The following is a 13,486-nucleotide window of genomic DNA, read 5'->3' on the forward strand; positions in this document are numbered from 1 at the left end:
TAAATGGTTCATTACACTCTAATAGTTATAAAAACATAATATATAACTTTAGTTAAATAAATTATATAAAGAAGGTGTAAAAATGAAGAACAAAATAAATTTACAAATGCAAAATATAAGTTTTGTTATAATAATGGCTTTAGCGGTATGGTTAAAAACATATCTTATTACGCGATTCAGTTTTGATTTAAAAATCGAGTCTTCAACGCAAGAGCTCATTTTGTTTATTAGCCCTCTAGCCGCATCATTAGCATTTGTTGGATTAGCATTATTTGCAACTGGTGAAAAGCGAAATTATATAGCGCTCTGTATTAATTTCTTATTAACAATCGTGCTTGTTGGAAATGTAATGTTCTATGATTTTTATAGTGATTTCGTTACATTACCAGTACTTGGACAAACCTCAAACTTCGGCCAATTAGGCGGCAGTATTATAGAAATATTAAACTACAAAATTATACTCGCATTCGTAGACATTGTTTTCTTCTTTATTTTATTAAAAAAGAAATCATTGGTCTTTAAAACAGAACGTGTAACTCATTCTACGCGCTTGTTATACTTTCTTTTAACGATTGGTGTATTCTTTGCGAATCTACATCTTGCAGAAAAAGAGCGCCTTGAATTATTAACAAGATCATTCGACCGAGTCACGCTTGTCAAAAATTTAGGCTTATATACTCACCAAGTATATGACTTAACACTGCAAGTAAAAGCTGGGTCACAAAAAGCACTTGCTGATAGTAGTAAATTACAAGAAACTGAAAACTACGTAAAAGCAAATCAAAGCGAGCCAAACCCTAATATGTTTGGTGCAGCGAAAGGAAAAAACGTAATTGTCGTCACTCTTGAATCCTTGCAGACCTTCTTAATAGGCGCATCAGTGAACGGGCAAGAAGTTACACCATTCCTAAATGAATTCATAAATGAAAGTTATTACTTTGATAACTTTTTCCATCAAACTGGTCAAGGGAAAACATCTGATTCTGAATTTCTAATCGATACGTCGTTGTATCCATTAAATCGAGGAGCTGTATTCTTTACACACGGTAACAATGATTATACTGCAACTCCAGAAATTTTACGTCAGCAAGGTTATTTCACTTCTGTATTCCATGCTAATAACGCAACATTTTGGAATCGTAATATCATGTACTCTGCTCTTGGTTATGATCGTTACTATAATGAGCTTGATTACAAAATTACACCAGAAACAAATTTAAATTGGGGATTAAAAGATATCGAATACTTTGATCAATCAGTAGATATATTAAAAACTGTTAATCAACCATTCTATGCTCGTTTCCTTACTTTAACAAACCATTATCCATTTACGTATGATGAAGATACAAAATTCATTGAACCATACAACTCTGGTAATGGCGTATTTGATCGTTACATCGTAACAGCACGTTACTTAGACGAATCAATTAAAAAATTTATTGAACGTCTAAAGGCCGAGGGGCTTTACGATGATTCTATTATTGTGTTATACGGTGATCATTATGGTATTTCCGAAAAACATAATCGTGCAATGGCACAGTTTTTAGAAAAAGATCAAATAACAGAATTTGATACTTTAAATTTACAACGTACACCTTTATATATTCATATTCCTGGACAAACAGAAGGTCAAACTATTTCAAAGCCTACTGGACAAATCGATATGAAACCTACTATTCTAAATTTATTAGGTGTTGATTCTACGAATGATATTCGTTTTGGCCATGATATGTTTTCAGATGAATATACTGGCTTTGTTGTTTTACGTGATGGTAGCTTCGTTACAGATAAGTATGCATACAAAAACAACACTTTCTACGACCGTATAACAGGTGAAATTGTAGATTTACCAAAAAAAGAAGCTCAAGCCCTCATTAAACGTGCCCAAAATGAATTACGAATGTCTGACAAAATTATTGAAGGCGATTTATTACGCTTCTCAGAAAGCAATAAAATTAAAACTGGCGAAGTACAAACTAAAATTAAAGAAACAGAAAAATAATCTATATATGAAAAAGGAGCAACTTATTACAGTTGCTCCCTTTTACTTTTATTCTACGCTTGTTTCTAAAGCTACATCCGTATAGGTATTATCATTACCTATATTTAAAATTACTTCACATTGACGCAATCTCAATTCAAAGAGCATGATAGAATCATGATAGATTTCAGGATTTGATTTCATCTTATGTAATATCTCTTGTTTTTCTTGTATTTCTAAATGCGTGTTTTCTACAGCTTGCTTTAAAGAGTTAAATGGATTCCTAAAGAATATATTAATATCTCGCTCTTGTGTGTTTTCAAACAGCTCAAATTGCAAGAAAAATTTCTTCATAATAGAAGCCGTTACTTCAGTATAATCTTCATTTTCTACATACTGTTTGTATTTGTTATATAGCATAGATTTATTTTTAGGAAGAACTCCAAACAATTTACCGGCACTTTTCAGTAAAAATTGTGCTGGCGTAAATCGACGTAAAATATTTACTTCATCCATTTGTATTCTAGTCGTCATCCTGTCAGTATCTCTGCGCCAGTCATCAAGCACTTTAAAGTCACATTCTAACTGTATTCTATTTTCTCCAAATAGTGAATTAAGCCCTTCACTAAGTTCTTCTAAATACGTTTGACTTTGAAGAAGCTCATTATTAGAAGTTGCAATCCAATTTTGCATAGAAAGAGCCAGATTAGGTAACACAGTTTGTTCTAAATATTTATGCACTCTTTCATTCATTGCTTTATTTAGTTCCGTATCCATGTGCCCGAAATCACTTTCTTCACTAATTAAATTAGAACAGCTCTTTAATATCTTCGGAATATTTTCAGTAAGATCATTTGTAATTTCAGTCTTCATTGAACGATATGATTGTGTAATGAAATGAATTTTTTCCCTCTCAAATGTAGTAAGGTTATTAATGCTACCGTTTAGTTTCACTAGCATATCTTCATTCCAATTAATAGCATCTACCAGATTATTTTCTTTCTCAACACGTTTATCCAAAAGATATGTAATTGTTTTTCGAATGAAAAATAATAACTTTTCAGTACGTTCTGCATCGATATTTTTATGATTAAAGTTAAAATGAATAAACTCAGTTAAATCATTTAATTGTTGACTACTTGTATATAACGAGGAATAAGGGAAAATTCTCGCATACGGGAAATATGTGTTTATTCTCGTTGCCGTATCATGTAATACCCTTTTCACTTCTGCTTCACTGTAAATGTTATCGATTTTATTTAATAAGAAATGAATTTGTAAATTTGGCGTATGTTCTTGAATACTTAATAGAATGTCACGTTCTTTATCAGTAAAAGGTGAATCCGCATTCAATACGAACAGTAATTCGTCTACAGAATTTAAATATTCGAATATCTCATCTCTAGTGTCGTTATTCCTATTAAAGCCAGGTGTCACTACAAATGTAAGTTTATTTTCATTTAAAAATCTGCATGGTAATTTAAATTCAACACACGCTCTATCTCTATATGTTTGATGGTGCTGAGACATCATATTATGGTAATCAGAGACATCTTCCGTTGTTGTAATTGCTGAGTCTGTTATAGCGTTTATTTCTATATGAGCATCATTTTTTAAAACTACTACATTTGAAATTGATTTTTCTAATATATTTTCTCCTAATATAGAGTTAATAAATGTAGTTTTTCCGTTCCCTGAAGTTCCCGTTACTAAAATACGATTTGTTCTTAAATCTGCGAGCTCGTCAACTAACCATTTAAATCGGTGACCTATTTCTATATTCTGCTTTTGTGCCCACTGTGTAATAGATTCAAAAAGGTGTAAGCTGTACTCTAAGCCATTTACATGATTAATAGAATGTGACAGTAAGTTTTCCGCATGTTCTATATTTGCTGAATCTATTTTAGAAGGGAAAATCTCATCCCATGCCAATACAGCTGCAGATGGAAATACAGCATAAGATGGATTGACTACCTTTAACCAATTTGCTAACAGATTTGGTATGATATCGTTTAATTGTCTAAGCGTATATTGACCTTGAATTAATGCAAAGTACGTTTCTTCGTAAAGAGCAGAAACTTTGTTCCATATATCGGACGAATGTATTTCAATATGTAAGAAAAATTCATTTATTGTGTTAAGCCACAATAAGTAATTTTTTTCATTTTTATAACTGTTCCAGAGTGATGAAACCATTTGCGTAAATTGTACTTGATCTACATTATTTAATGTAGCTAATGCATCATAAAAATAGTCTGGTGAAATATGTTTAGTAAACCCTTTATCGATATATCCTTTTAACACCTCAAACCAAGGATACGATTCTATGCGAATTAACTCATTCACAGCAAGCTCTACTGCACTATCAAAATCTTGCTGTTCCTCATAAAAGGAACGGGCAATTTTTGTGACATTCGGATAATCAGGATTTAAAGAAACTGCTTCTTTAATAACACCGAAAGCTGAGTCAAAATTATTTTGCTCAATGTAAAGAGAAAGTAATTGTAGTCTAATTTCGGTCATCAATATTTTATTATCAGTAGTAATAGAAGTATAAATATTTTCAGCAAATGATAACTGATTCAGTTCGAAATAAGCATCCGCAATATTTTTTTGTGCCCATGGTGCTAATTCATTACTAACCTTCTCCCATTTAAAAATAGCTGCTTCAAAATCTTGATGACGATAATAAAATTCACCTTGTGCAAAACGAATATAAGACCCATCAGAAATCTCATTTTTTTCTTCGTTTACATAAGCTTGTCCAAGTACGTCAAGAGTTGGTTTTGTTTCATTCTCCATTAGGAATGTTTCATAATACATCTTTTTTATTAATTGTTTTTCTAATCTCATCTTTTCCCCCACTATATCTTGAAAATACATTTTTAAGATATGTCAATACTTTTTGTATGTATGCTTTTTATCTTAACAAAGAATATCTTTTGGAAAATTTCATTTTCCTTTCATTTTTCAAGTTAGATTGAATTTTTATGAGAAAAGTTTCAGTTTTTTTTCAATTACCTTTCAGTTATGAAACAGCATTAAATGTTCCTAATAACCTAATAACACTATAATATTCCACATTATATTATCAAGAAAACCCCATATAAACCATATTATAAAAACAATCTATATTGAATTTATATACATAATTAACTGTGCTGTCAAACAAAAAAAACAACAATAGGAGCCAACAGCTATTCATACCATTTCTTTCTCAAATTGTTTTCCTTTAAAATGTTTCAGTAGTTATGTAATTAAATTCCATTAACCTATATAAATAACTAGTCCAAAAAATATCTATATGCATATCATGTTATAGTAAAGAATTTAGGAGATCCTAAAAGGAGGCATTTTCATGTTTGAAGATAAATCTAAAATAAATTACCCATATGAATTTACTGAAACTACAACAGTTCCTCTAAAGAACCCCATTGATAAAAAATTCAAGAACGGCACAGGTACACATAACTTCCCAATTAAGAAGCACTATAAAGAGCAAGTTCTATACACTGAAAAAATTAATAATAATAAAAATAAGTAATTGTATAGATCCTTATGACAATTAGCTAAATAAGAAGCAACATTCAACCATGCATAGTTATTTAGTTAGTAATGATACAATTCATGCACATTTTAAAAAGTGCTGTATACAGCGCTTTTTTATACATAGATAAATTTAAGCTAACACAACCAAGAAATAAACGGTAAAATTACTCCACCATATTCTCGTTTAACTATTAAATCTACATATGAAAAGGGAGCAACAGTAAATGTTGCTCCCTTTTGAAATATAATTTATTCACTCTACATAACCCTCTTAAACATCTTCTCCAACTCATAAGTAGAATGATGCACAAGAATCGGTCTTCCGTGTGGGCATGTGTATGGGTTTGTTGTTGTACGTAATTCTTCCAGTAAGGCAAATATTTGATCGTTCGTTAAATATTGATTCGCTTTAATGGATGCTTTACAGCTCATCATGATGGCTGCTTCTTCACGTAATTTTTTAATATCCACTTTTTTTAGTTTGACAACTTGCTCCATCATTTCATCGATAATTTCTGTTTCTTGTCCTTTCGGGAACCATGTTGGATGCGAGCGGACGATAAAGGATTGATGGCCGAATTGTTCTAAAAATAGCCCAACTTTTTTTAGTTCTTCTAACTGTTCTTCGACACGTAAAAATTCAGTAAGAGATAGATCAATACGGTACGGTACAAGTAACTCTTGTACTTCTTGCGCTACCCTTCCTACTTTATCACGGAAGTATTCATAATTAATACGTTCCTGCGCGGCATGCTGGTCAATCATATATAAGCCTTTATCATTTTGAGCGAAAATATATGTTCCATGCATTTGTCCAATTGGATAAAGCGGTGGTAAGTCATTCCCGTTCATTTCAATCTCTTTTATTTCCCGAACTTCTTCTTCTAATTCCTCTAGTTCAAAATCCTCTTCATTACTGTCCCACGATTTCTCTTCTTGAATTGGTTCTTCGATTATCGGTTTAGTGGATGGTTGCCAACTTTGTTCTTCTCTTATGAGCGACTGTGGTGGTTGCCATTCTTGTTTCGGCGGTTGCCACAGTTGTGGTGGCTGTTTCACAGCCTGCGGTTCTTCTTGTTTTGCATCCATGCCAGTTGGTAAAACAATGTCCGGCATAGATGGTTCTTTCGGCTTCGCATGCTCAAACTGGAACTGTTCTTGCACACTTTCGTCTTTTTCTTTTTTCTTCGTTGTTACGCCTGCATCTGGAATGAGCTGTATTTTTTTAAATGCAGCTTGCAATGTTTCTTCGATCAGCTTTAGCAATTCTTGTTCTTTACTAAAACGAACCTCTAACTTCGCTGGATGTACGTTAACGTCAACTAGCATTGGATCCATTTCAATCGATAAGAAGCCAATTGGATACCGGCCAACTGGCAGTAATGTATGGTAGCCTTGCTGAATTGCTTTCATTAGTACAAAGTTTCGAACGTAACGACCATTTACGATCGTTGACATATAATTACGAGATGCTCTCGTTACTTCTGGTAATGTTACATAGCCTTTAATTGTAAAGTCTAAAGATTCAGCTTCAATTGGAACAAGCTTCTTCGCAACTTGAATACTGTAAATCGATGCAAGTACTTGTCTTACATCACCGTTACCTGATGTATGAAGCAATTTCTTTTCATTATGAAACAGTTTTAAAGATACTTCTGGATGTGACATTGCAATACGATACACGATATCTGTAATATTCCCGAGCTCCGTATGAATGGTTTTCATATATTTAAGACGCGCTGGTGTATTAAAGAATAAGTTTTGTACTGTAATATCTGTTCCTTTTCGGCTCGCAGTTTTCTCTTGTTTTATAATGTCTCCACCTTTAATTATGAGGTGTGTACCAGGCGCATCACCTGTGCTAGTAATTAATTCTAATTCACTAACAGAGGCAATACTCGGCAATGCCTCACCGCGGAAACCGAGTGTTCTTATGCGAAACAGATCGTTTTCATCTTTAATTTTACTCGTCGCATGGCGTTCAAAAGCGACGATACAGTCTTCTTCTGCAATACCATCACCGTTATCAATGATACGAATTTTCGATAACCCAGCTTCTTCTAAGTGGATTTCAATAGATGTACTATTCGCATCGATAGAATTTTCCACAAGTTCTTTTACGACTGAAGCAGGGCGCTCTACTACTTCCCCTGCCGCAATTAAGTTAGAGAGTTGGTCATCGAGTTTGCGAATTTTCCCCATCTACTTACTCATCCTTTCTTTAACTTTTTCTGTAAGCGATACAATTCGTTCATCGCTTCTAAAGGTGTCATATCAAGTAAATCGATTTTTTTAATTTGCGCCAATACTGCTGTTTCTTTTTGATCTAGCAGAGGTTTGTCTTGTTTCTTCGAAGACTGTTCTCCTCCAAAGAAAGATAATTGCGATTCTTCTTCAGTCTCTACTTTCGTTTCCTGTATTTCTGCTATTTCCTCTTTTACAACTACAGGTTCTGGAGCAGCTTCTTGTACTTTCACTTCTACTCGTTTTGGAATAATAATTTCTTCCTGTCCTTCTAGCTGTGCTAACACTTCTTTCGCGCGGGCGATTAAGCTATCTGGAAGCTCTGCAAGTTGCGCAACGTGAATTCCGTAACTTTTATCAGCTGCCCCGTCTTGAATTTTATGAAGGAATACTACTTTTCCATTCTCTTCAATTGCTGAAACGTGTACATTTTTCAGTTGATCTAAACTCTCTTCTAACACAGTCAATTCATGATAATGCGTAGAGAATAACGTTTTTGCACCAATTTGGTCATGAATATGTTCAATGATTGCTTGTGCAAGTGCCATACCATCATAGGTAGATGTACCTCGTCCAATTTCATCGAATAAAATTAAACTTCTTTCTGATGCGTTTGCAATTGCATTTTTCGCTTCTAACATTTCGACCATAAATGTACTTTGACCTGATATTAAATCATCCGCTGCACCAATTCTCGTAAAGATTTGATCAAATACAGGTAATACTGCTTCTGTTGCTGGTACGAAACAACCGATTTGCGACATAACAGTTACAAGTGCTAATTGTCTCATATACGTACTTTTACCAGACATGTTCGGTCCTGTAATTAAAAAGACATCCATCTTCTCTGGCATAATACAATCATTCGGTACATACAATTTCCCGTTCAATACTTTTTCAACGACAGGATGACGACCATCTTTAATAAAGATTTCACGCTTCGTTGTTAGTACAAGTTTTACAAACTGTTCTTCTTCACTAACTGTCGCAAAACTTTGCAGTACGTCTAATTCACTAATTACTTTTGCTAAATGTTGTAATTTCGGAATAAATACTTTTACTTCTTCACGAAGCGCTGTAAATAAATCGTATTCTAGTTGTACAATTTTTTCTTCTGCTTCTAAAATTAACGTTTCTTTTTCTTTCAGTTCATCTGTAATGAAACGTTCAGCATTAGCAAGCGTCTGTTTACGTTCATAGCGACCTTCTGGAAGTGCTGCAAGATTCGCTTTCGTTACTTCAATGTAGTAACCGAAAATACGGTTGTATCCGATTTTTAACGATTTAATTCCAGTAATATCACGTTCTCTTTTTTCAAGCTCAGCAATCCACGTTTTCCCGTTTTTACTCACGTAACGATATTGATCAAGCTTGTCATTATAACCATCTTTAATAATATCTCCATCTTTAATTGAAAGCGGTGGGTTTTCTTGAATACTTCTTCCTAGTAATTCTGTTAAGCTTTCACATGGATCTGCACCTTGAATTAATCTCGATGCATAAGCGTTATCTAACAAACTAATTGCTTCTAAAATAGCTGGCACTTGAAGTAATGAACGTCTTAATTGTAATAAGTCTCTTGCATTTACGTTACCAAATGCAACTTTTCCTGCTAAGCGTTCTAAATCATATACTTCTTTTAACTTTTCTTTTAAATCTTCACGTAAGAAGTAATCATTTACAAACGTTTCAACCATTTCTAAACGCTCTTCAATTCTTTCTTTCTGTATAAGTGGACGTTCCATCCACTGTTTTAACATACGACCACCCATAGCTGTTTTCGTCTTGTCCAATAACCATAATAGTGATCCTGTTTTTTCTTTCGTCCGAAGTGTTTCTGTCAGTTCTAAGTTTCGCTTTGAATGTACATCAATTTTCATAAATTGATTCGTATAATAAATTTCTACTGGTTGCAAATGATCTAAAGAACGTTTTTGCGTTCTTATTACATAGTTAAATAAACGTCCAACTGCTTTAATTAATTTTGCTTGTGAAACATTTTTCACAAGATGTTCTAATCCTTCCGGAATTGCCGTTGCATCTTCATACGAAATCGTCATTTTCAATGTTTCAGTTAACTTGTTTAGTTCATCTTTAGAAAATGAAGAATCAACAACAATTTCTTTCGAACCAGTTGCATACACTTCTAATAAAATATCTTCTACTGAACCAGTCAGTAACGTTACTGTATTTTGTCCAGTCGTTAAGTCGTTACAAGCTAATGCATATGATCCATCTTCAAAATGTGTTAATGCGGCTAAGAAGTTGTTTTCTTTCTCATCAATTGTACGCCCTTCCATCATCGTTCCTGGCGTAATTAATTGTACTACTTCACGACGTACTACACCTTTAGCTGTTTTCGGATCTTCTACTTGCTCACAAACAGCTACTTTATATCCTTTTTCAACAAGTTGTTCAATATAGTTTTTAGCCGCATGATATGGTACACCGCACATTGGTATACGTTCACTACTACCACCATCTCGGCTCGTTAATGTAATTTCAAGTTCATGGGCTGCTTTAACAGCATCCTCAAAGAACATTTCATAAAAATCGCCTAAGCGAAAAAATAAAAAGGCATCTTGATAATCTGCCTTAACCTTTAAATATTGCTGTATCATAGGCGTATATTGAGTCATACTTTTCCTCCATAATTCTTACATGATAATCTATTTTCATATATGTCGCATTTCACGGACACTCTTATCTCCTATTTCAGGAGTCTTTCTTCATTATAACATATTTCATAAAGAATCATGTTCATTCAGCGCCACTTATGTAAAGTAAAAAGCTAGGAAGAACTTCTCCCTAGCTTTCTATTACTCTTCTTCTGCATCAACGATAAAGTTCGGATCTAATTCTTCAAATTCATCATCAGCAATTTGGAAATCATCATCTGATTCTACGCAACCTTCAGGATTTACACTTACACAAATTTTCGTTTCTCCAACTACTTCTGTTACAAATTCACGTTCTACAGTTACAACAATTTTATTACCATTTGGTGATACAAGTGCTTCTAAACAATTTGGCGGCTGAATAACACGAGCAATAATTTCTAAATCGTCACCAGAAAAGTTTTTATCACGATAACCAATACTTACTTCGTCCGTGTAGTTCACACGTTCTGTTACAACTTCAGTCTTTGTATTTCCATCAAATGAATACCAAGTGTTCACATCATAGAAACCTTCAATTTCCACATGTTTTCCATTCTTTCTTGCTTCGTACGAGTGGTTAATTACCCAGCACCCTAAAATACTTGTTGGCTCATTATTCGATTCACATGTATGCGTTGACTTTGTATACTTACGTCCTTTTCCAACCACTGCTTTTGTAATAATCTCTCTAAATTCGGACATTCGTAACCCTCCTCAATCACTATTCACTTAATCATATGCGTGACAATAGCGGAATGTGTCATTCTTTTTTTTGAGAAGACCTTACGTTTAATCCACAAAAAAAGAGATGTCAATATGACATCTCTTTAACAACCACAATTTCCTTTTTTACTTTCTACTGCTGCGCCAGTTTCACCCTTTAGTACATCGCCACCAGTTGAAATTAATATTTCATCTGTTACGTTGTTAGAAATTGTACTAGCAACTAACTGTAATAAGTCATTTACGTATGTTTGTGAAGATTTAAATTGTTGTACGACTGGAATACTGTCTAACTTATCTTGCAATGCATCAATTTCAGCTTCTACCTTTTTTAAAGCTTCCCATTTCCCGTAATGTTGCAAGTTTACTGCTTGTTTTTGCAGTGCTTTAATTTCATCGATTGCGCGCTTTACATTTTCATTTTTATGAATTTGCGCCTCTGCTTTCTTAAAAAAATCAACTTCTTCTGTTTCAGAAATCATTTTTGCTAATTCTTTCGCTTGTTCAACAATGTCATCTTTCGAATATACTTTCATCTATTATTTCACCTCAATCGGCTCTTCAACTAATTCCCCGTTAAGAGACCAAGTTTTTGCTTCCGTTATTTTTACTTTCACAAGCTGACCAATTAAAGATTTTGAAGCGACGAAGTTTACAAGTTTATTCGTACGAGTATAACCTGCAAGTACTTCCGGATTATTTTTACTTTCCCCATCAACTAACACTTCTACAATTTGACCTTTGTAACGACTATTCTTTTCAATTGCCAACGTATTTACTAGTGTATTTAAGCGTTGAAGACGTTCTTTCTTTACTTCCATCGGTACATTATCTTTCATTTTTGCAGCTGGTGTACCTTCGCGAGGAGAGTAAATGAATGTAAAGGCAGTATCAAACCCTACTTCACGATATAACGACATCGTTTCTTCAAATTGCTCATCTGTTTCATTTGGAAAACCAACGATAATATCTGTTGTTAATACTGCATCTGGAATTGCTTCTTTAATTTTTCTTACAAGTTCTAAATAATGCTCACGCGAATATTTACGTGCCATAATTTTCAGCATATCCGTACTTCCAGATTGAACTGGTAAATGGATATGTTCTACTAGGTTGCCACCTTTGCCAAGCACTTCAATTAAGTGATCATCGAAATCACGTGGATGGCTCGTTGTAAAACGAATACGGGCAATATCAACTTTACGAAGTTCGTCCATTAAATCGCCAAGACCGTATTCTATATCTTCAAAGTCTTTACCATATGCATTTACGTTTTGACCAAGTAAAGTAATTTCTTTATAACCATTTGCAGCTAAATGACGAATCTCTTGGATAATATCTTCTGGACGTCTACTTCGCTCTTTTCCGCGTGTATACGGTACAATACAATACGTACAGAATTTATCACAGCCATACATAATATTTACCCAAGCTTTAATATCACCACGACGTACTTTCGGAAGGTTTTCAATTACGTCACCTTCTTTTGACCATACTTCAACTACCGTCTCTTTCGAGAACATCGCATCTTTTAGAATGTACGGTAATCTATGAATATTATGCGTTCCAAATACCATATCTACATGCTGATTTTTTTGCATAATTTTATTTACAACAGATTCCTCTTGAGACATACAACCACATACACCAATTAAAAAGTCTGGATTTCTTCGTTTGAGTGACTTTAAATGGCCTAGCTCACCAAACACCTTATTTTCAGCATTTTCACGAATTGCACAAGTGTTTAATAAAACTACATCTGCATCCTCAGTTGAAAAAGTTGGTTCATATCCAAGTGCGGTGAAAATGCCTGCCATTACTTCCGTATCATGCTCATTCATTTGACAACCATATGTACGAATATAGAACTTTCTTCCTGTACCAAAATTGCGAAACTCTTCAGGTAAGCCAAAATCCCGTTCAATTTTAACTTCTTCTTTCCCGCGCTTTTTCGCATCCTTTAAGGAAGGTGGTTGATATACACTTTCAAAGTATTTACTATAATCTTTCTCTTCTTTTTTCGTAGAGGAATTTGCTTGTTGACTTGCTAATCGTTGTTGCTCGTTCATTGGTAATCTCCTTTCACCCTTAACTATACATACTCTATAGTCCATTTTAATGCGCCTAGACTCACCTCAAAAATGGTTAGATAGCTTGAGAGATAACTTGTCCTTTGAAACTTGAGTAATCAATCTAATCATTCATAAGAATGAAGTCTTCCCCACGCAAATAGACATTCCCTTTTTATCATTTCTTGTTGTCCTACCAAAAAGCATATTGCTTTATCCCTATAAACATTACCATAGTATGATGTATTTCGCCAATTTTA

At 33.8% G+C, this 13,486-nt stretch carries 8 protein-coding genes; 2 read left to right on the forward strand and 6 right to left on the reverse strand.

What is annotated here, in order from left to right:
* The first annotated feature begins 82 nt into the window (after window positions 1–82).
* Window positions 83–2,002, forward strand: coding sequence for an LTA synthase family protein (locus BC_RS18770; protein WP_000791025.1), 1,920 nt, complete (start codon window positions 83–85; stop codon window positions 2,000–2,002).
* 48 nt (window positions 2,003–2,050) lie between these two features.
* Here the strand turns inward: BC_RS18770 and BC_RS18775 are convergent, their stop codons facing one another.
* On the reverse strand, window positions 2,051–4,834 hold the full coding sequence (locus tag BC_RS18775) for a dynamin family protein (RefSeq protein WP_001235309.1): 2,784 nt from the start codon (window positions 4,832–4,834) through the stop codon (window positions 2,051–2,053).
* 505 nt (window positions 4,835–5,339) lie between these two features.
* Here BC_RS18775 and BC_RS18780 point away from each other — a divergent pair.
* A complete protein-coding gene (locus tag BC_RS18780; protein WP_000461138.1) occupies window positions 5,340–5,525 on the forward strand; it encodes a hypothetical protein in 186 nt (61 codons plus the stop codon).
* Window positions 5,526–5,788: 263 nt separating this feature from the next.
* Here BC_RS18780 and mutL read toward each other — a convergent pair whose 3' ends face one another.
* The 5 genes from mutL to miaB form a co-directional block, all read right to left on the reverse strand.
* Window positions 5,789–7,732 carry a DNA mismatch repair endonuclease MutL gene (gene mutL / locus BC_RS18785; protein WP_000516465.1) on the reverse strand — a complete coding sequence of 648 codons (1,944 nt, stop codon included), beginning with the start codon at window positions 7,730–7,732 and terminating at the stop codon, window positions 5,789–5,791.
* A gap of 8 nt (window positions 7,733–7,740) precedes the next feature.
* On the reverse strand, window positions 7,741–10,413 hold the full coding sequence (mutS, locus tag BC_RS18790) for a DNA mismatch repair protein MutS (protein WP_000196020.1): 2,673 nt from the start codon (window positions 10,411–10,413) through the stop codon (window positions 7,741–7,743).
* A gap of 180 nt (window positions 10,414–10,593) precedes the next feature.
* Window positions 10,594–11,136, reverse strand: coding sequence for an outer spore coat protein CotE (gene cotE, locus BC_RS18795; RefSeq protein ID WP_001288799.1), 543 nt, complete (start codon window positions 11,134–11,136; stop codon window positions 10,594–10,596).
* 125 nt (window positions 11,137–11,261) lie between these two features.
* The gene (locus BC_RS18800; RefSeq protein WP_000870461.1) at window positions 11,262–11,693 is read right to left on the reverse strand and encodes a RicAFT regulatory complex protein RicA family protein; all 432 of its coding nucleotides are present in this window, start codon (window positions 11,691–11,693) and stop codon (window positions 11,262–11,264) included.
* A gap of 3 nt (window positions 11,694–11,696) precedes the next feature.
* Complete coding sequence (gene miaB, locus BC_RS18805) at window positions 11,697–13,226, reverse strand: tRNA (N6-isopentenyl adenosine(37)-C2)-methylthiotransferase MiaB (protein WP_001005381.1); 1,530 nt, start codon at window positions 13,224–13,226, stop codon at window positions 11,697–11,699.
* Window positions 13,227–13,486: the final 260 nt, after the last annotated feature.

The sequence above is a fragment of the Bacillus cereus ATCC 14579 genome, assembly GCF_000007825.1.
Classification (GTDB): domain Bacteria; phylum Bacillota; class Bacilli; order Bacillales; family Bacillaceae_G; genus Bacillus_A; species Bacillus_A cereus.

Excerpts from the sequence above, each read along its gene's own strand:
- BC_RS18775 (WP_001235309.1), bottom strand. The coding sequence starts at position 4,834 with ATGAGATTAGAAAAACAATTAATAAAAAAGATGTATTATGAAACATTC.
- BC_RS18780 (WP_000461138.1), top strand. The coding sequence starts at position 5,340 with ATGTTTGAAGATAAATCTAAAATAAATTACCCATATGAATTTACTGAA.
- BC_RS18800 (WP_000870461.1), bottom strand. The coding sequence starts at position 11,693 with ATGAAAGTATATTCGAAAGATGACATTGTTGAACAAGCGAAAGAATTA.
- mutS (WP_000196020.1), bottom strand. The coding sequence starts at position 10,413 with ATGACTCAATATACGCCTATGATACAGCAATATTTAAAGGTTAAGGCA.
- BC_RS18770 (WP_000791025.1), top strand. The coding sequence starts at position 83 with ATGAAGAACAAAATAAATTTACAAATGCAAAATATAAGTTTTGTTATA.
- miaB (WP_001005381.1), bottom strand. The coding sequence starts at position 13,226 with ATGAACGAGCAACAACGATTAGCAAGTCAACAAGCAAATTCCTCTACG.
- mutL (WP_000516465.1), bottom strand. The coding sequence starts at position 7,732 with ATGGGGAAAATTCGCAAACTCGATGACCAACTCTCTAACTTAATTGCG.
- cotE (WP_001288799.1), bottom strand. The coding sequence starts at position 11,136 with ATGTCCGAATTTAGAGAGATTATTACAAAAGCAGTGGTTGGAAAAGGA.